This is a genomic window from Chryseobacterium artocarpi (genome assembly GCF_001684975.1).
Taxonomy (GTDB): domain Bacteria; phylum Bacteroidota; class Bacteroidia; order Flavobacteriales; family Weeksellaceae; genus Chryseobacterium; species Chryseobacterium artocarpi.
Genome location: NZ_MAYH01000034.1, coordinates 311,295 through 332,299 on the forward strand (window position 1 = coordinate 311,295; position 21,005 = coordinate 332,299).

A 21,005-nucleotide genomic window follows, 5' to 3' on the forward strand; every position below is an offset into this window, starting at 1 on the left:
TAACAATTAGTTAATTTATTACTTTTTAATAATTTTTTCTGAAACAATTTTCCCGTTTACAGTTCCAGTAACGAAATAAATTCCCTTTTGTAATTCAGCAACATTTAATGATCCATTTTCAGAAATTGATCCTGTTTTTACTACCTGCCCGTTTACATTGAAAATCTTTACATCAGATTTAATTCCAAAATAGATTTCATTGTCTACAGAAGTATTTTTAACAAAAACTTTTTTAGATTTAGTTACATCAGAAGTTGCTAATGATGCAGCAGTTCCTGTTATTCTAACATCATCTAATCTCCATTCTACATCGTTTGTCCCTGTGAATTTAACTCTTAGATTAGATGTTGCAGGGATAGTTCCTGTAGGATTAATGTAAAGCCAATTTGAAGTACCATTTCCTGTAGGTCTTGTGTAGGAAAGTAATGTCCAATTAGTTCCATCTGCACTCACTTCTATTTTTAGCTCATTATTAGCAGAAGTTGATCCTTTTCTTTGCCCTAAAAAAAGTTGAATATCTTCATAATTTGAAGTATTTATTCCTGAAATAATGAAAGTTTCATCAGTTGTATTTATCATCACGTTAGCACCACCTGAAGACTGTGCATAACCGGATGAAATATTAGTAGCTCTGACATCACCACTTCCTTGATAACTTATTGGGCTTGCATTTTGAAAAGTATTAGCTGCAATAGTCTTTGTACTGGTAGTAGTACCCATGTTTTCAGAATAAATAGTAGTTTGAGCAAACACTACACCTGTAAGCATAGTAGTTGCCAATAACGAATAAAGTTTTTTCATGATTATAAAATTCTAATAATTAATAATTTCGAGGGCTAAATTACATTTATTTTTTTTGGCATCACAATAATTAAATTAAATTTCTGTTAATAATAGTTGGACCGTCACTGTTAACATTTTTTAATTATTTTTACGAATTATTTTTCAGGACTTGCGGAATTTTATTATCCTATTCGTATTCTTCTTTTTAGGCATATTTTCAGGAAATGCTCAGGTCTTCTCGTGGAAAAACCCTAACGTTCCTGAAGACAGTATTAAAAAAGACAGCATACTCGCAGCAAAACTGGAACAGGATATTTTTGCTAAAGACACCCTAGACTTTATCCGTACGAATAACAGAGTCATTATTGATGAAGCAGTACTTGCCAAAAATGATAAAAAAAGATTTTTAGGAGAGCTAAACTCTAAAGGTTCCATTATTCGTGGAATCACTTTTGGGAATAACCAAGGGCAATCTGTTCAAAGTTCTATGGATCTTCAGATTTCCGGACGACTTTCTAAAGATGTTACTATTTTAGCCAGTATTTCAGATCATAATTTACCTATTCAGGCTGATGGCTATACTCAAACCCTTGAAGAGTTTGATAAAATTTATATGCAGCTTAATATTAAGGATAAATCAATTCTTAGAGCTGGACATCTTGATCTCGTAGAGGCTAAAAATTACTTTGCCAAATACCAGAGAAGAAGTATGGGTATTCAGTTTCAGACAGAAATAGGCAAGGATAATAAAACTTTTTTAGATATTTCTGCGGGTGTAGCACGAAGTGAATTTCACAGAATTCGTTTTCAGGGGATTGAAGGGAATCAGGGACCTTACCGTCTGACAGGAAAAAACGGAGAGCAGTTTATCACATTGATTTCAGGTTCAGAACAGGTTTTCATTGACGGGATTTTAATGAAGCGAGGAGAAAACCAGGACTATATCATCAATTATAACACAGGTGAAGTAACTTTTACCAGTTTCCGTCCTATTTTCCAACAGAACTTCATCACAATTTCCTATAACTACGCCAACAGGAATTATTCCAGATATTTATTTACCGGAAAGATTGAGCATCAGAGAGAAAAGTTTAAAATCGGCTTGAACTTGTTCATGGAAAACGACAACAAAAATGCACCTCTTGCTTTAAGCTTATCTAAAGAAGATGAACAAATTCTTGCTAATGCCGGAAATGATCCAAATCTGATGTATGCCCCTTCGGGAGTTGTCACGGAATATGATGTTAATAAAATTTTATACCGTTTAAATCCAGCGGGAAATTTCTATGAATTTTCCACAGACTCTAATGAGACACTGTATCAGGTATCTTTTACTTATTTTGGAGCAAATCTGGGGGATTATAAAACTGCACAGACTACTAATAACGGACGTGTCTTTGAATATGTAGGTCCTAATGCAGGAGATTACAGAGCGGTAAGAAAGCTGCCTTCTCCTCAAAAATCACAGGTATTCTCTCTTAATTCCGAATATCTTTTAAATGAGGGTAAAATAGGTGCAGATATTTCTTTGAGTAATTATGATATCAATCTGTTTTCATCGAAAGATTCTAATCAAAACACGGGATATGCATGGCGTATCTTCGGGAATAAAAGCTTTACCAAAAATTCCTGGAAAGGAACTCCTAGTTTTGAATATCAATATATAGATAAACAGTTTCACATTCTGGATCGTATCAACGATGTAGAGTTTTCCAGAGATTTCAACCTTGCACAGGAATTTAATAAAAAAACTCAAAACAGATTTATTTTTAGCTTTTTAAATAAATGGAATAATAAATCTACTTTAAATTATCGTATCAATTATTTAGATGAACAAGATTCTTACAAGGGGTTAAAAAATGATCTGGACTTTGGCTGGATAACAGGACGTTTCTTTACAAAAGGAAACCTTTCTTATCTGAGCTCAAATGCGATACTGCAGGATACCAAGTTCATTCGTGGTGGTGTGTCTACAGAGTTTACTGGAAAAAAAGGCAGCTGGACTATCGGTGGAAGCATGGAACACAATGAAAAGAAGTATAATGATACTCAACTGATGGATGTTACAAGTTTCAGCTGGAGAGAACTTTTTGTGCAAAAGAAAATCGGAGACAGTACCCGTACAAAATTACTTGCAAAGGTTTACATGAGAGATAATGACTCTGTACGAGATAACAGACTTCAAAGTATGAATAATATTTTGGGAATCATGGCAGAAAGTCAGATTATCAAAACAGAAAGAACCAGTTTAAATGCTCTAATTCATTATAGAAAATTCTTCTATCAAAGTGCGGAAGGTGATGTATCAAGAAATAATGATTTCGTTGTTGGAAATTTACTTTACAACCAACAGCTTTTCAAAAATGGGATGAGACTTCAGGCTTTCTACGAACTTGGAAATGGACAGGAAGCTCAGAGGGAATTCCAATATATTAAAGTAACTGACGGACAAGGTGTTTATAAATGGACAGATTATAACGGTGATGGTATTCAGCAGCTTGATGAGTTTGAGATTGCAGAATATTCCGATCTAGCACAATATATCAGGATTTATACTAATTCTGTACGATATATTCCTTCTAATAAGAATAAATTACAGCTTGCATTATTTGTAAATCCGGCAATTATTCTTAACTCTGAGAATGCATTTTTAAAACGTTGGAATTTTAATATTTCCTTGAATTCTCAAAATTCATTCTATAAAAAAGATAAGGTTTTAGTCCTTAATCCGTTTGAAAAAAATAGTGATCAGATTCTTAAAAACCAAAATATTCTAGCGTCTGTACAGTTTAACCCAACGGAAAAATCCGGCTGGAACGGAAATTATAGATTCATTACCAATGATAACCTTATTAATGCCAATTTCAGTAATGAAGAAAGAGAACAAACTTCTCATTTCCTGAATATAGGATATTGGTTCAATAAAGAATTCAGGGTCGATTGGGAAAACTCAGTTCATGATATCAAAAACTCTTCACAGCTTTTTGCAACAAGAGATTTTCATTTAAATAATTTTGAAACCAAACCTAAAGCTACCTATAAATTTACGGATGCACTTCAGGCTGAACTATCGTCCGCTTATCGCCAGAAGCAAAGACTGGATGGTGAAGAATTATTAAAAGCATTTGATATTACTGGAACAATCCAATGGGAATACAGAAAAACGTCTATCCGTGGAAACTTCTCGTTTATCAATAATAATTTCACCGGAAATAATTTCAGTATCGTAGGAAACCAGATGCTTGACGGACTAAAGCCCGGAAAAAACCAGGTTTGGAGTGTGTTTATTCAGCAAGCTCTTAATTCATTTATTCAGTTGAATTTAAATTATGAGGGAAGAAATTCTGGAGAAAGAACCATTCATATTGGAAGTATGCAGGTAAAAGCGAGTTTCTAAAGAACTGACATCAATCTATTTTAATTATATAAAAATCCCCGATATTGGAATATCGGGGATTACTTTATGAAATAAGTTTTTATTTTTTAATGATCTTAGTAGACTCTGATCCTCGTTCAGTATTTACTTTTAGAATATAGACACCTACTGGTACTTTTCTCATATCTACAGATGCTTTTTCAGCATTTACAGTTTCATTTAATACTTTCTGCCCTGAAATATTATATACTTCAACATTTCTGATTTTTCCATCATTGTTAATATAAAGATAATCAACTACAGGATTTGGATAAAGATTTATTTTCTTTTTAGAAACATCATTCACTGCCATAGATTCTACTGTAAACTCAAAGGCTCCAAGATCTGGTGTTGTTGCATTTCTTGTATTTCCATCAGCATCTAAAGTTATTCCGGCAATCGGAGTTCCTTTATTGTCTAAAGCTACATTTCCTGAATTAGATATATGAAAATCTGTTGTAGATACAAATACAGGTAAAACGTTCAAAGAATTAGTATTTCCTCCGAATGCCGTCTGTATATCAGCGAGGGTAGCTTTTGCCGCACCTCCAATATACCCTAAATTAGTTCCTGAAGAGAAGTAATTATTATTGTTAATACTAAATATAGTACTAGGTGCAGCAGAATAAAGTACGTATTTCTCTCCAGCTTGAGTCTGGGAATTTACAAAGATATTATTCTTTATATCTAAAGCTTCAGCAGCTGTAATAGGCGTACTTATATTTAATGCCGCAGGTCTTCCCGCCACGGATTGGTTAACATTCATCACTACAGTATTGTAATAAAGTTTATAGCCGCCACCATTATTAATTGCTATCCCATTTCCATTATCAGCAACGGTACCACCACCATTGTAGCCATATCCCGCCACTCCACTTACTATATTATTATATACTGAAATATTTGAAGCTATATTGCTTGAATTCAAATAGATTCCGGCTGCTCCATATCCTGCTGTATTTGTACTTCTTACCTCGGAAATCTTATTATTGAAAACATTTCCATTCAAAACGTTGGCACCAACCAAAATTCCAGAAGCAATAGCGATAGAAGTAGGTACTAATACAACACCAGTAATCGTATTTCCACTAATCTCAAAGTTCTGGGCATGTTGCAAAGCAATTCCTCTGAACAACATTTTATCAGCTACTACTGTAGATCCGATAACATTATTTTTAATAATATAACCACCCGCTGTAACAGTTGCATTACCTATAGCAAATATGCCGTTCTGGGCTCTTACAAAAGTATTATTAATAGCAGTAAAGTTATTATTGGAGACCTCTGCTGCTCCTAATGTAGATCCGGCTACAATAATCCCAGCTATTGTTCCTGTAGAACTAGATCCTGCAATATTTGTATTTCTTACAGTAATATTATCAGAACCGTCTGTTGCGGTACTTGTTATTACAACAACAGCGGGTGATGTTCCTGTAATAGCCGTAAAAGTATTGCTAATGGTTAAATTTCTTGAAGAAGTTCCGTTATTGCTTCCTTCAATCGTTAAATTATCTCCTCCATTCACTTTAATAATACCTACAGGGCTTGCTCCTGAAATAGTAGCATTTACCCCTGTTGCAGGTTTTACAAGAACAGAAGAATAATTTGAAGTCCCGCTGCTGGCATTCAGAACGGCTGTAGTGGTCTCCGTTACGTCAGCAGTAATATCAATTGTAATAGCCCCTTGATGTGTCCCTGCATTAATAGCTTCAAAAGCACTCATTAATGTAGTATAAGTTCCCGTAGTTGTACCTGCCGTAGCTGATAAACTAACCTGTGCATTCAATTCAGATGCTGCAAGACATGTTACTAAGCAAAGTAAAATTTTGTTCATACTTATTAATTTTATTATTAAATATATAAAAACATTTTCATTAAAATTCAAAAATAACTGAAAATCAATCAAATAAAATTCAATTTACTTAAACAAAAAACACACAACCATCATAAACAGATGTAAAAAATGTAAAACACGGAAGATCATTAAAATAGCATAAAATCATTTTTTAAGAATTTCGTAAATTTGCACCATGATAAAAATAGGCAACATAGAACTGCCGGAATTTCCACTTTTGCTGGCTCCAATGGAAGACGTAAGTGATCCTCCGTTCAGACGTTTGTGTAAAATGCACGGTGCAGACTTAATGTATTCGGAATTTATTTCTTCCGAAGGGTTGATTCGTGATGCAATTAAAAGCCGTAAAAAGCTGGATATCTTCGATTATGAAAGACCTGTAGGTATTCAGATCTTTGGTGGTGATGAAGAAGCTATGGCAATGTCTGCTAGAATTGTTGAGACAGTAAATCCCGACCTTGTTGATATTAACTTTGGTTGCCCGGTAAAAAAAGTAGTATGCAAAGGAGCCGGAGCCGGAGTATTGAAGGATATTGATCTTATGGTTCGCCTTACTAAAGCTGTAGTAAGCTCTACCCACCTTCCTGTAACCGTAAAAACCCGTTTAGGATGGGATAGCACAAGTATCAATATTGATGAAGTAGCAGAACGTCTTCAGGAAACAGGAATTAAAGCTCTTACTATACATGCCAGAACCCGTGCACAAATGTACAAGGGAGAAGCAGACTGGGAACATATTTCAAGAATTAAACAAAACCCTAATATTGAAATTCCAATTTTTGGAAACGGTGATATTGATTCTCCGGAAAAAGCGTTGGAATACAAACAAAAATACGCCTGTGACGGAATCATGATTGGGCGTGCTGCTATTGGGTATCCTTGGATATTCAATGAGATCAAGCATTTCTTTAAAACAGGTGAACATTTACCTGCTCCAACTATTTCAGACCGCCTTCTTGCTGTACGTCAACATGCTGAATGGAGCGCTGAATGGAAAGGAGAGAGATTAGGATTGGTTGAAATGAGACAACATTACAGTAATTATTTCAGAGGAGTTCCTCACTTTAAAGAATTCAGAAAGAGATTCCTTGAAGTATTCACATTAGAAGAGATGGATGCTTTAATTAAAGAAACCCAACATTTCTACGAACAATATCAAGAACAGGTATAAAAGTAAAAACCATCAAATAAATTTGATGGTTTTTTTATTCTTTTGAATCTATTTTAATATCCTTCTGATGAAGATTCGTTTTTAATTAATGCCAATGCTGAAGAGGTTCCGATTCGCTTTACGCCCATACTGATCATTTTTTCAGCATCTTCTGGAGTTCTTACTCCTCCGGCAGCTTTTACAGGAAGTTTCCCTGCATTGTCAAGCATAATCTTTACTCCTTCGAATGTTGCTCCATTAGGTTTCCCATCCGTCGTTTGATAAAACCCTGTTGAAGATTTTACAAAGATCTTAGACCAATCATTTTCAGAAAAATTCTCTTCTGCCCAGGTAGAAATCTTTTTAGTAAGATCAGCAATTTGTGCATCAGTTAAAGCTGCAATTTCGATGATCCATTTAGCAATTTTATGGTTTTCTAAAGCTAGCTTTGTACATTTTACAAATTCTTCTTTTACCAAATCTGTTTCTCCCTGAATATACGCATTGTAATTAATTACAAAGTCCAATTCATCAGCTCCGTCTTCTATTGCTTTTGAAGCTTCTGTAAGCTTTTCATCAATTGAATACGTTCCTTCGTGAAAGCCTATTACAGTTCCTACTACAACATTCGAATTTCTCTCCTGAATATATTTCTTAATCTCCGCTACATAATCCGGTCGGATCATTACGGCAAAAATACCATTATCAATAGCTTCCTGAGTAAGTTTTTTATTTACTTGAAGCGTCTCTTCATTAGAAATACCTGATTGTTCTGGTGTTTTCAGGTAGGTTGAATCCAAATATTGGGCTATGTTCATATCGTTATACTTTCAATTGTCTGTAAATACCTTGTTCCAAAGATATAAAAGTTTCTGTTCTTGTTACTCCCTTCAATTTTTGAAGTTTGCTAAGGATTTGCATCAAATGATCATTATCTTTACAAAGAACCTTAAGGAATATTGTATAATTCCCCGTTGTATAGTGCGCTTCTACCACTTCATTGATATCATGCAAAGATTTTACCACTTCAGGATAGTGACTTGGCTGATCTAAAAATACACCGATATATGAAATTACTTTATATCCGATTTTTTTAGGATTAAGGAATGAAATTGAATTCTCAATTACTCCTGCATGCTCAAGTTTTTTGATTCTCTGGTGTACTGCTGTTGTTGAAATTCCAACATTCTTAGAGATATGTGCTAAAGATGTTTTAGCATTATCCATCAGCATGTAAATAATTTCCTTGTCGATTGAATCTAAGTGATAGCTTGTGTTGCTCGAATTTTTCATTTTCTACTTTTTTATTATTTATGTTTTTTTACTGTAAGCTTTTAAACTTTACAAAGACCGGAAAGTGATCGCTGTAACCACCTAAATACCGTGTACCGGCATAGGTTCGGAAAGGTCGACCTTCAAAATTTCTGGTTCTGCTGCTGATCTTCTCAGAATTAAATATACGAGCTTCCTGAAAAGCCAGCACTTTATTGTCAACAAGGGATTTTGACATAATAATCTGATCATACAACAATCCAGATTTATAATGAAAAGTAGAATAATTTCTTGTAGAAAACAACTCTTGAAAAGGGTTTATTAAGATCTTTTCATGATCATTGTCATAGAGAATTTGAACTAAATTTTCATCATCCGGGTTTTCGTTAAAATCACCACACAATATTACATGTTCCTTATCTTCATCTACTATTTTCATGATCCGTTGCCGGACTTCATTAAGTATAAAGGCTCTTTTGGGTTTATTGATATCTTTTTCGCGCTTAGAGGGAAGGTGCGCAATAAAGACATTAATAATTTCGTCTTTATATTTAATTTTTGAAAAAAGTACGTCTCTGGTTGTGTCGTAATTTCCTGTGTTTTTATTTATAATTTCAAAAAAGAAAGTAATAGTTTCAGAATCTATAACTTCTACTTTATTTTTGTCATATAACATGGCAACATCCACTTTTCTTTCATCCATTGAATTGTAATGTACAATTCCATATTCTGAATTAAAAGGTTCAAGTTCCACAAGATCTTCCAAAACTTTCCTTCCGGAAACTTCGGATAATCCTATTATAAATGGTAGTGTACCATTTTCCTCCTTCATGAGTTGAAATACATGAGAGATTTTAAAAAGTTTGTTTTTATACCTTCTATCATCCCAGTTCCTTAAACCTGATTTTGTAGGATCTAATTTATGTACAGGTTTAGGGTCAGGTAAAAATAAATTTTCAACATTATAAAAAGAGAACAGTTCCATCAACATGAATTTCTATACTTTAATTTTAATATGTTCTTTTTGTAAATGTTAAATTTATTTATTTTTCCTCAAAATTCCATTGAATCTTTCACAACACCATTAAATCAATTTCTAATAAGAAATATTTCAAATATAGTAAAAAATACCAATAAAATCACTTTTAGTGAATTATATTTTCAATTATTTAATAAATCTATTCAAGATATCAAAACCAAAACAATATACAAAACACCAAATAATCAAAATAAAAATTCAACTTCAAACCAAAGACACTAATATTTTTCTTATATTTTTAAATAATAACAAATATTATTCCATTTGACAAAATTACAAATTGAACATCTTAAAAATTAATTTGTAATGAATTCAAATATATTTTAGAGAAGATCCGGGCGTTTTTCTTTGGTAATTCTCACAGCTTCTTCATGACGCCATTCTTCAATTTTTCCAAAATTACCACTTAACAGTATCTTAGGAACATCTAAACCTTTATAGCTTTCCGGTCTTGTATAAATAGGAGGTGACAGAAGATCGTCCTGAAAACTGTCTGTCAATGCACTCTGTTCATCATTCAAAACTCCCGGAAGCAAACGTATAATAGAGTCTGCAAGAACGCATGCTGCAAGCTCTCCACCTGTTAAGACATAATCACCTATTGAGATTTCCTTAGTAATGTGAAGATCTCTTACTCTTTGATCTATTCCTTTATAGTGTCCGCAGAGAAAGATCAGATTATTTTTAATAGAAAGAGAATTTGCAATTTTCTGATTCAATGTTACTCCATCCGGAGTAAGGTAAATCACCTCATCGTACTCTCTTTGAGATTTAAGTTCTGAAATGCATTTATCCAGTGGTTCCACCATCATTACCATTCCTGCTCCGCCACCATAGGGTTCATCATCTATTTGTCTGTGCTTATTGATTGCCCAGTCTCTCAGATGATGAAAGTGTACTTCCACCAATCCTTTATCCATTGCCCTCTTTAAAATAGAAGTTTTAAACGGACTTTCCATCAATTCTGGAAGTACGCTTATGATATCAATTCTCATTGTAATGTTCCGTTTTTCTTAGTCGGTATAATAATTAATCTTAAGGAAGAATCCTTGTTGATATAGCTCCACATCCAGTTGAAGAATATGGCAAGCTTATTTCGAACGCTCAAAATTAGCATTAAATGGAGAAACATCCAGAAATACCATGCCAAAAATCCTTGAAATTTTATAAATGGCAGATCTACAACGGCTCTGTGCTTCCCTATAGTAGCTAATGAACCTTTGTCATCATATTCATACTCCTTCCATTCGCCGGCACTCTTCTTTAAAAGATTTTTACCTAAATTTTTTGCCTGATTAATGGCTACGTTAGCAACCTGTGGATGCCCTTGCGGATACTTAGGAGTTTCCATATAGGCGATGTCTCCGATTGCATAAATATTATCGTACCCTTTTATTTTATTATAACGATCTACAATATATCTGTTTCTTATTAATTTTTCTTCAGGAAAACCGTCAATCACATTTCCGGTAACTCCTGCTGCCCAGATGACATTATTGGATGAAATTTCCTTACCACTTCTTAAATGAACTTTATCACCGTCATAGTCTGTAACAACCTCTCCGCTCATGAATGTAACACCAAGATCTTTGAGGTATTTTTCAGATTTTTCCTGTGCCTCGCTACTCATTACCGCAAGTGGCTTTTCTGTAGAGCTCACAAGAATGATTTTCAACTGATCAAAATTCATATAAGGATAATCTCTCGGAAGAATATCTTTTTTCATTTCGGCAAAGGCTCCAGCCAGCTCTACACCGGTAGGTCCGCTTCCTACGATAACAATATTCCAGTTGCCATCGTCGCTTCGGCTTTTTTCAATAATTAGTTTTTCGAAGGTCATCAGAACGTGATTTCTGATACTAATCGCTTCCTGGGTATTTTTCATCCCGAATGCTTTTCCTTCAAGTTCTTTGTTACCGAAAAAATTAGTTTTACAGCCCGTCGCGATGATTAATTTATCGTAAGTAAATTCTGCTTCATCGGTAATTACCTTATTATTTGCTGCATCAATTTCTTTTACTTCCGTCATCCGGAACTGTGTGTTTCTGGATTGCTGAAAAATCTTTCTGAAAGGAAAAGAAATATTGGAAGGTTCTATCCTCCCTGAGGCTACCTGATAAAAAAGCGGCTGAAACATATGATGATTTACCCGATCCAGAACAATGACCTTTTTGTTCTTGTTATTCAATGTTTTTGCAAGCTGCAGCCCCGCAAATCCTCCTCCAATAATGATGATTTTTTCGCGTGTTTCCATAATACACAAATTTACTGATTTTATTTAGCATTTAGTAGTGAAAAAAGTTAGTTTTGCAAAACTTTATGACACAAAAAAAGTACACCAAAAAAACTGCCAAACGAATCCACAAAAACCGACGAAAGAATTATTTTTTCCGCCGGTGGGTAATATTGGCAATCTTAATTGTAGCTTTAATCGGGACCGGATTTTACCTTAAACAATCTGTCAGTTATTACTATGCTTTGTACTTTAATAAATTCACTCACAAAAAACTTCACAACAGTGAAAAGGAAAGTTCCAGGATCCAAAGAATTTTAGCAAATAACCTTGACAAGACCTATGGTTTTGATGTTTCTCATTATCAGAATAAGGAAGATATTAAATGGGATAGCCTCAGCATTGGTAACAAAACAATTCCATTGGAATTTGTAGTGATGCGTGCTACAATGGGAAACCGGAGCGCTGATAAGCATTTTGATGAGTTTTGGGAAATGGCAAAGAAGCATGATCTGATTCGTGGGGCTTATCATTTTTACAGGGCAGATGAAGATCCGGTGATTCAAGCCAATAATTTTCTTGCTAATGTAAAATTAGAAAGTGGAGATCTCCCTCCTATTCTGGATATTGAAAAAATCCCAAAACGTAAGACAAATAAGAAATTGGTAGAAGATTTAAAAGTATGGTGTAAAATCGTGGAAGAAACGTATGGTACCAAACCAATTATATATACCTATTATCACTACTATAAAGATTTACTGAAGGGGGAGTTCGAAGGATATCCGTTGTGGCTTGCCAATTATAATGATGTTCCTACCCCATCACCTGATGATCAGTGGGATTTCTGGCAGTTTACAGAAAATGGAATTGTACATGGGATCAATACTAAAGTAGACCTTGATATTTACAATGGTAATTCCTGGTCTTTGAAGAGACTGACATTAGATTAATTTAATAAAGCAGGAAGATGGATATTGAATGAGGAAAGTCTACAGAGCCTTAAATATCAATTTTAAATTTATTTTATAAACCCCAAAAAGGTCCTTTTCATTCAATGTTGAAATGAAAAGGACCTTTTTAACTTCCAATATACACTATATTGTTTCTTACTATTTATTTCTTTTCAAGAAAACTCAGAATATCTTTATTTAATTCATCAGGTTTTTCATAAGGAACCATATGGCTGGTATCTTTATAAATTTTCAATTCTGCATTAGGTATTTGTTTTGAAAGAAACTCTGTGTGGTCCGGCTTTATTACATCTTTGTCTCCAGCAATAATCAATACAGGATTTTTTATTGTATTTAAATCATTTTTACTGATATGAGGTTCTGTTAACATGATTTTCATAACTCTGCGTTCATTGAACATTTCAGGAAGATTTAATTGGTTCAATTGAGTCATCTGATTCGTAAAATGATCCATCAGCCTTTGTTCTACCCCTTCAGGAAAAGCATTTGCGCCGATGGCAACAAGTTTATTAAGGCGGTCAGGATATTTCAAGGCAAATTCAAGCCCTGTATTTCCTCCATCACTCCAGCCGACGATATTAATTTTATCAAGTTTCATATGATCTGCCACTGCTTTTACATCGTCTGCAAACATTTTATAGGTAAAATCTTTTCTGGAGGTATCTTTACTCTTTCCATGACCTCTCGTATCTATAGCAATCACTTTATACTGTTTAGATAAAACCGGAATCTGCTGATAATAGTCTTTTATACTTCCGGAATTTCCATGAAGCAATACCAAAGGCTCCCCTTCTCCATACACTTCATAATATAAATCCAAATCTTTTAATTTTAGATATTGTGCTGCAGATTCATTCTTACCATAAATAGACTTTCCTGCTTCCAGTATATTTTGTGAATTATCAATACCCCATTCCTGAGCTGGATCATCAGCCTCATAAACATTATCGTCCTTGTCTGTATCTTTACTGTTTTTATCCACCTTTACATCAATATTGATAGCGGGTGCAGCAATAGACATTTTCATCCAATCTCCATAAAACTCTCTAATAAATCCTGTTCTGAACAATGCAGCACTGATTTTAATATTTCCATCAAATTCTTTTAAGAACTGAATTCCCACAAAGAATTTTCCCTGAACCCAGATATTACGTTCATTAACATCTAAAGTAAAGGTTCCGTCTTTTATCATATCTTCAGTAAGGGCAATGGTAATTTCTTCATCCAGAATATTTTTGTCGGGAAGCCCGTTTTTCTCACTGTAAATACTGTATCGCATCAAAACTGGCTCGGTAGAATTGTAACGGGCAATATTCAGGTTGATATTTTTAATCTTTGATCTTTTCTTTGTATTAAATTCCAGAGCTGTTTCTCCCAGAAAATCTTTTCTACCCGTTGCCGGATTTACAAAGTAGGTAACACTTTTCGTTTTTGTATTTACTCCCCAGTTTTTATCAACAAGCTTTTTTGCTTTAATAGTAACTTCTTTAATATTTTTAGTTTTCTCATTTAAAAATATTTTCTGCTGGTCGTGCTTTTTAAAATTTTCTATTGTTTCTACATACGAATCGTATCCCGGAACTTCAATTTTTATTTTTTGCTGTGGATCAAATTGAGAAAGATCGATTGAAAAGTTTCCTTTACCGTCAGAAATAGTTCCGGTAGTTTTCTTTTCTATTCCTATTTTCACATAAGGAATAGGTTGGTTCTCATTTTTAGAAATAATAGTTCCTGAAATGACTTGCGCATTCACAATAGAAGCTGTACAAATAAAGAATAGAGCTTTAAGTTTTCTCATGTTAAAAGTTTGATGCAAACTTATTTATTTTAAAACACCAACACTCATAACACCTTATTAAAATAAATCTTGTTTTAGTTAAAGTTATTTTAAATCTTCAAGATTTTAGGGTAATTATTTAAAAATCTGAAAAGCTTATAGAATATTCATAATTTCTTCCCATGAATTTACTCGCTCGTAAGTTTCATTTTCAATCAGTTCATTATGAGGTTGCGTAAAAATCAGTCTCTGTCCGGAAAAATGATCTAAATTCTTTGGATAATCATCAATCATTACATCTCCTGACACTACTTTTTTACTTCCACACAATACAATCTGCTCCCATGTAATGAATGGAAAATGCTCAGCAAGCCAGTCATATTTCTCTCTTAGACTGTTTGGAAATTCCATCCCTGCAGAAACAATATACAATTCATATTTATTATTCAGGTATTCCATTGCTTCGCGACTGCCTTCCATTACAGGTAATGTTCTGAAAAAACCTATTTCATTCACGTGTTTTTTTCCATTGGGGAAAACTTCCAGTTCAGGTTTCCCTGCTGTTTCACTGATTTCAATCTCTTTTCCTGTATCTCTTTTTTCAAACTGTGCCAGCTGATGATAAACATCTGCCATTACTCCATCCATGTCAACGATTACTTTTTTCATTTGTTTCAAATCAGATTTAATATTTATTATGTTATAAAGCTGAGAGCCTGGTGCTAGACATTCTTGAGTTTAAAATACAACCCGATTTTTTTAAGATTATTAAATTTTTAACTTCTCATCTCCAGTTTCCAGCTTCTTATTTATACCATCAAATTTACCGAATAGTTTTTGCAGACAATGAACACAGTTTATTAAAAAATTATAAATATTCGTTCTTATAGAGGATACGCCGGAAAGTTTTATGGCTACATTTTTCGTATTTTTGCGATTCAGTTTAAAATTAAAATCAAACTATTAATTTCCAATGAATTACGTTTCTGCAGAAAATCTCACCAAGTCCTACGGCATCAAAGTTTTGTTTGAAAACATTACTTTTCACATTAATGAAGGAGACAAAATTGCTATTGTTGCCAAAAACGGAAGTGGAAAATCTACCCTTCTGAAAATTTTAATGGGTAAAGAAATTGCAGATAGTGGTACTGCGATTATTAATAAGGATATTCAGGTGGTTCTGTTTGATCAGGAAATTGATTTTGATCCAAAACTGACTATTGACGAGTTTATGATGACTTTAGACTCTGAACCTATTCTCGCCTTAAAGAACTACCACAAGTCTCTTCATTCTACAGATCATGCTTTTATTGAAAAAGCACTTGCCGATATGGAAGCTCACAAAGCCTGGGATCTTGAAAATGAAATGAAGCAAATTCTTTCCCAGCTGAAGATTACCGATCTTGAAGCTAAAATGGGAACGCTTTCAGGAGGGCAGATCAAACGTGTAGCTTTGGCAAAACTATTAACAGAAACCAGAGCAGAGCACAGACACACTTTACTGATCATGGACGAACCTACCAACCACCTTGATGTGGACATGGTAGAATGGCTTGAAAATTACCTGAATAAAGCAAAAATCACATTATTACTCGTTACCCACGACAGATATTTCCTTGACAGTGTTTGTGATATTATCTGGGAAATGGAGGACAGAAATCTTTATGTTCATAACGGTTCTTATGCTACGTATCTTGAGAATAAAATGATTCGTGAGGAAAACACGAACGCAACGATCGATAAAGCCAACAACCTTTACAGAAAGGAACTTGAATGGATGCGAAGACAACCTAAGGCGAGAACTACAAAATCAAAAAGCAGAATTGATGCTTTCTACGAAACAGAAAAAGTAGCTAAAACTGACACCAGAAAACAAGGTCTTGAATTGGATTTTGAAATGAAACGTCTGGGAAATAAAATTCTTGAGCTTAAAAATATTGACAAAAGTTTTGGTAACAAAGTTTTATTAAAAGACTTCAGCTATCAATTCCAGCGTGGAGAGAAAGTAGGAATCATCGGAAAAAATGGTGCCGGAAAATCTACATTACTGAATATCATTCAGGGATTGGAAACAATTGATAAAGGGGAAATTGAAACGGGAGAAACTATTTCTTTCGGATATTTTGCTCAGAAAGGTCTTACTTATAAAGAAGATGAGCGCGTAATCGATTTCATTAAAGAAATTGCTGAATTTTATCCTTTGGCTAACGGAAGAAGTCTTTCTGCATCACAGTTCCTGAGATTATTCTTATTTGACGACCAAACACAATATTCACCAATTTCGAAGCTTTCAGGAGGAGAAAAGAGAAGATTACACCTGATGTATATTCTTTATCAAAATCCTAACTTCCTGATTTTTGATGAACCTACAAATGATCTGGACCTTCCTACATTAACGGTTCTTGAAAACTTCCTGCAACAATTTCAGGGGTCTTTGATTATCGTTTCCCACGACAGATATTTCATGGATAGAATTGTAGACCATGTTCTTGCTTTTGAAGGAGATGGAAAAATAAGAGATTTTGTAGGAAATTTCTCAGAATATCGTGAGGCAAGAAGCCGCGAGGAAGCTTTGGAAAAAAATTCTGCATCAAAACCTGAACCTGTAAAAGAAACCGTTGCTGTCCCTACCAATACTTCAGCTACCAATTCTCAAAAAAGAAAATTAACCTTTAAGGAACAAAGAGAATTAGAAACGATTGACAAGGAAATGCCAGAACTGGAAGAACAGCGTGCTAAAATTTTAGATCAGCTTAACAATGAAACTGATTATGAAAAAATAGCAAAACTGTCATCAGAGCTGGAAAGCGTTTCTGAAAAACTGGAGAACCACGAGATGAGATGGCTGGAACTTCAGGAATTACTATAAAAAACATGAATTATGAATTAGGTCAGAGCGTTAAACTTTGACCTAATTCATAACTCATTATTCATCTATAATACAATTACCTTTTCTTCTTTTGTACTTTCTAAAGAAGCATCTATGATCTTCATATTCTGAATAATTTCTTTTCCCGGAGATGGCAAAGGATATCCGAAGACAATATGTTCATAAATCTGCTGATAATAATTCATATAATTTCCAGCCTCGCTTGAAGTGAACAATCTTTCTGTTTCTGAATCTTCATTCAAATAGTTTAAAATTCCATCTGCTTCCTTCAAAGGCTGCATCCATTCATTGCCATAAACAGGAATAGCTCCTGCAACTAATTCAGTTTCCTGATTATCGGTTCTCTCTTGTAAAAAGCTTCCTTTATCACCAAAAATTTTATAGGCATAATGATCTTCTTTCGCAAACACTGATGATTTTAATCTTACTCTCAAGTCGTTTTTATAGAATAACAGAATCTCAAAATAATCATTTGCAAAAGCAGATCCTTTCATAGAAAATACATCTGCAAACAATTTCTCAGGATAACCAAAATATTGCACAGCCTGATCTACAAGATGCGCTCCCAAATCATGTAATGAACCTGAGCCTATCTGATCCGGACTTTCTTTATGCTGTTTTCCACTTGGAGTAGTTCGGAATCTGTCAAAACGAATTTCAGCTTCTTTGATATTTCCAAGTTTTCCTTCATTTAAAACTTTTTGTACCTGTAAAAAATCTCTGTCAAATCTTCGGTTTTGGTATACGCTCAGAAATAATCCTTTCTCTTCAGCAAGCTTCACCAGTTCTTCTGCCTCTGCGACATCTACTGTAAATGGTTTTTCAACAATAATATTTTTTCCGGCTTCCAGTGCTTTTTTGGCGTACTCATAATGAGTTTGGACTGGAGTATTGACAATCACAAGTTCTATGTCTGCGTTTGCAAGCATTTCGTCCACCGAACGATAGATGGTTGCCTCGGGATATTTTTCTTTAGACTCCTCTTTATTTCTTTCTACTATGGCAGAAATAAAAAATCCCGGATGTTCTTTTAAAAACGGTGCATGAAACACCTTTCCGCTCATTCCAAAGGCACAAAGCCCAGCTTTTACCAATTGCATATTAATAAATTTTAGACAAATATATTCATAAAAAAACGCTGAAATCCCCAGCTACCACAATGATAGAAATAATCCATCTACTTTACCGTAAAAAAACATGATAAAAATCACGTATTAATTTTTATTCATTCTAAACAAATACTTACATTTGCGCCTTATTTAAAACTGTTCTACATAAAAATAAAATGAAAAGACAACTACTATCTTTAGGTCTTCTATTTACCGCTGTTTCATTAAGCGCACAGCTTAAAAATGTTGAGGCAGATACTATCAGAACCCAAACTATTGAGGACATCAATCTTCACAAAACAGGAAATCCAAATCAGGCTAGACCACTTTCTACAAAGTCGAAACTTACGATAATGGAAACTCCACAGCCTATTGCTATTGTTACTCATGAAATCATTGAGCAGCAGCAGGCAAAACAATTGAGTGATGTTCTACAAAACGTAAACGGAATGTATGTGACTTCTTCAAGAGGAAACTCACAGGACAGTTTTGGTGGACGAGGTTTTATCTTAGGAAATGACAATATTTTCAAGAACGGATCAAGAATAAATAGTGGAGTTTTCCCTGAAGTAAGTGGTCTTGAAAGAGTAGAAGTTTTAAAAGGAGCAAACGCAATGCTTTATGGAAATACTGCTGCCGGAGGAGTTATCAATATGATTACCAAAAAGCCTAAGTTTAATTTTGGCGGAAGTATAGGATTGAATGGCGGAAGCTGGAATACTTATAAACCAACAATAGATGTTTATGGACCTTTATCTAAAAATGTTGCTTTCAGAGTAAACGGAACTTACGAATACGCTGAAAGTTTCAGAGATGTTGTACAATCTGAAAAGTATTACTTCAATCCATCATTTTTATTTAATTTAAGTGAAAAATCTCAATTAATTGTGGAGGCAGATTACCTTAAAAATAACTTCACTCCTGATTTCGGACTTGGATCTATTACGGAAAAAGATCAAAGCTATAGACTTAATGATGGTGTTTCCAGAAACGTTTTCTTTGGAACCGACTGGCAATATCAGAATGTACAGCAAGCTTCAACGAATGTAACATTCAATCATCAATTTAACGAAAGATGGTCTTTGAATGCTACTGCATCTTATCAAAACTATACTAAAGACTATTTTTCTTCTGAAAGAGTACAATGGATATATGATACTAAAGATAAAACTGTAGATCCTAACAGATTATCTTGGAAAAGACCTTTTGGTAAAACTTACAACGAACAGAATTATACTTCTGCACAAGTAAACATCAATGGTGAGTTCAATACAGGAAAAATCAATCATAAAATTTTAATTGGTTCTGATGCAGATTATAGCCAGGCAGATGCTTACGCATATACCGTTACAGACCCAAAAAACCTTCTTTATTTAGATGACCCTTCAACATGGGGAAATATTGGCATGCCCAATTCTACTCTTACTACAAGAAACAGAATCAATACAAGAAGAATCGGAATTTATGCACAAGATTTTATCAGCTTAACAAAACAATTAAAGGTAATTGCTGGATTAAGATGGTCTTATGTAGAAAATATGCCAACATTGACTACCCGTTTTGCATCCAATGAGAAGTTTGAAGTAGCAAATTCTTCAACGTCTGACAATGCATTTTCTCCAAAGGTAGGTTTGGTTTATGCTCCTAATGAAAACCTTTCTGTATTTGCAACGTATACTAATTCGTTTGCTTCAAACTCAGGATATACTTCAGATCAATTTGGTACAGTAAATACTAATCAACCTGCTACTCAAGTTCAAGATCAACTAACTAATTTATCAAAACAAAGCATAAAACCATCAACAGTTGATCAATACGAAATTGGTGTTAAAAAGAATTTCTGGAACAATGCTTTAGCGGTTAATTTAACAGCATACCAGATTATGTACAACAATTATTATCAAACATATTGGTTCCCTTCTAATACAAATGGAGCACCGGTAAATTCAACAGATACCAATCTTAAAGAATTTGCAGGAAATATGAGAAGCCGTGGTGTAGAATTAGATATTACAGGAAATCCTACAGAAAACTTATCGATCATCGGTGGTTTCTCTTATAACAATTCTGTTTATCTTGATACCCCTGAAAAAGGATATGTTGAAAACCAAAGATTGGTAAGAACACCTGCTACAACAGCAAATGCTTCCGTTTTTTATAAATTTACAAACTATGTGAAAGGGTTAAAAATCGGAGCTGGAGTTTATTACATTGGAGACAGAATCGCTGGATGGAATGATACAAAATCTACCAACACAAGTAGAAACAATGTGACAAGAATGTTTGATCTGAAAGACTACACTACTGTTTCACTTTCCGTTGGCTACGAATGGAAAAAATTCTCTATCCAAGGAAGAGTGGGTAACCTATTTGATGTTGTCAACTACAACGTACATGAGAATTACTCAGTAAACCCAATCATGCCGAGAAACTATTATTTTACATTGACCTACAAACTGTAAAATTAAATACATAATTAGTTCTTTATTAAAAGTGGAAATTGCAGTTTTG

The 21,005-nt window shown here is 34.0% G+C and carries 15 protein-coding genes; 5 read left to right on the plus strand and 10 right to left on the minus strand.

The features are described from left to right. Positions 1–18: 18 nt before the first annotated feature. Entirely contained in the window at positions 19–801 is a 783-nt protein-coding gene (locus BBI01_RS13020) for a T9SS type A sorting domain-containing protein (protein WP_065395101.1), read from the minus strand. Between the two features lie 151 nt (positions 802–952). On the opposite strand from BBI01_RS13020, the gene BBI01_RS13025 reads away from it, so the two are divergent. Continuing rightward, positions 953–4,180, plus strand: a complete 3,228-nt coding sequence (locus BBI01_RS13025; protein ID WP_083190103.1) for a DUF8818 domain-containing protein — start codon at positions 953–955, stop codon at positions 4,178–4,180. A gap of 79 nt (positions 4,181–4,259) precedes the next feature. On the opposite strand, the gene BBI01_RS13030 is transcribed toward BBI01_RS13025, so the two are convergent. Beyond that, positions 4,260–6,032, minus strand: coding sequence for a T9SS type A sorting domain-containing protein (locus BBI01_RS13030; protein WP_065395102.1), 1,773 nt, complete (start codon positions 6,030–6,032; stop codon positions 4,260–4,262). A gap of 196 nt (positions 6,033–6,228) precedes the next feature. Here BBI01_RS13030 and dusB point away from each other — a divergent pair, with 196 nt between their 5' ends. Then, on the plus strand, positions 6,229–7,224 hold the full coding sequence (gene dusB / locus BBI01_RS13035; protein ID WP_065395103.1) for a tRNA dihydrouridine synthase DusB: 996 nt from the start codon (positions 6,229–6,231) through the stop codon (positions 7,222–7,224). A 53-nt stretch (positions 7,225–7,277) separates the two neighbouring features. Here dusB and deoC read toward each other — a convergent pair whose 3' ends face one another. The 5 genes from deoC to BBI01_RS13065 form a co-directional block, all read right to left on the minus strand. Beyond that, a complete protein-coding gene (gene deoC / locus BBI01_RS13040) occupies positions 7,278–8,021 on the minus strand; it encodes a deoxyribose-phosphate aldolase (RefSeq protein WP_065395104.1) in 744 nt (247 codons plus the stop codon). A gap of 4 nt (positions 8,022–8,025) precedes the next feature. After that, positions 8,026–8,496 (minus strand): Lrp/AsnC ligand binding domain-containing protein, encoded by a 471-nt coding sequence (locus BBI01_RS13045; protein ID WP_002976659.1) that lies wholly within the window; start codon positions 8,494–8,496, stop codon positions 8,026–8,028. Between the two features lie 28 nt (positions 8,497–8,524). Continuing rightward, a complete protein-coding gene (locus BBI01_RS13050; protein ID WP_083190119.1) occupies positions 8,525–9,460 on the minus strand; it encodes an endonuclease/exonuclease/phosphatase family protein in 936 nt (311 codons plus the stop codon). Positions 9,461–9,837: 377 nt separating this feature from the next. Further along, the gene (trmD, locus tag BBI01_RS13060) at positions 9,838–10,509 is read right to left on the minus strand and encodes a tRNA (guanosine(37)-N1)-methyltransferase TrmD (RefSeq protein ID WP_065395107.1); all 672 of its coding nucleotides are present in this window, start codon (positions 10,507–10,509) and stop codon (positions 9,838–9,840) included. Next, on the minus strand, positions 10,506–11,768 hold the full coding sequence (locus tag BBI01_RS13065; protein ID WP_065395108.1) for an NAD(P)/FAD-dependent oxidoreductase: 1,263 nt from the start codon (positions 11,766–11,768) through the stop codon (positions 10,506–10,508). Before BBI01_RS13065 ends, trmD begins: the two co-directional genes overlap by 4 nt. Positions 11,769–11,833: 65 nt before the next feature. Between BBI01_RS13065 and BBI01_RS13070 the strand changes: the two genes are divergently transcribed. Next, the gene (locus tag BBI01_RS13070; protein ID WP_065395109.1) at positions 11,834–12,697 is read left to right on the plus strand and encodes a glycoside hydrolase family 25 protein; all 864 of its coding nucleotides are present in this window, start codon (positions 11,834–11,836) and stop codon (positions 12,695–12,697) included. A 163-nt stretch (positions 12,698–12,860) separates the two neighbouring features. Here the strand turns inward: BBI01_RS13070 and BBI01_RS22385 are convergent, their stop codons facing one another. Further along, a complete protein-coding gene (locus tag BBI01_RS22385) occupies positions 12,861–14,516 on the minus strand; it encodes an alpha/beta fold hydrolase (protein WP_083190104.1) in 1,656 nt (551 codons plus the stop codon). Between the two features lie 135 nt (positions 14,517–14,651). Continuing rightward, the gene (locus BBI01_RS13080) at positions 14,652–15,164 is read right to left on the minus strand and encodes a 5' nucleotidase, NT5C type (RefSeq protein ID WP_065395110.1); all 513 of its coding nucleotides are present in this window, start codon (positions 15,162–15,164) and stop codon (positions 14,652–14,654) included. A gap of 304 nt (positions 15,165–15,468) precedes the next feature. Here BBI01_RS13080 and BBI01_RS13085 point away from each other — a divergent pair, with 304 nt between their 5' ends. After that, on the plus strand, positions 15,469–17,364 hold the full coding sequence (locus tag BBI01_RS13085; protein WP_065395111.1) for an ABC-F family ATP-binding cassette domain-containing protein: 1,896 nt from the start codon (positions 15,469–15,471) through the stop codon (positions 17,362–17,364). 65 nt (positions 17,365–17,429) lie between these two features. On the opposite strand, the gene BBI01_RS13090 is transcribed toward BBI01_RS13085, so the two are convergent. Next, positions 17,430–18,485, minus strand: coding sequence for a Gfo/Idh/MocA family oxidoreductase (locus BBI01_RS13090; protein WP_065395112.1), 1,056 nt, complete (start codon positions 18,483–18,485; stop codon positions 17,430–17,432). A 185-nt stretch (positions 18,486–18,670) separates the two neighbouring features. Between BBI01_RS13090 and BBI01_RS13095 the strand changes: the two genes are divergently transcribed. After that, on the plus strand, positions 18,671–20,956 hold the full coding sequence (locus BBI01_RS13095; protein ID WP_065395113.1) for a TonB-dependent siderophore receptor: 2,286 nt from the start codon (positions 18,671–18,673) through the stop codon (positions 20,954–20,956). Positions 20,957–21,005: the final 49 nt, after the last annotated feature.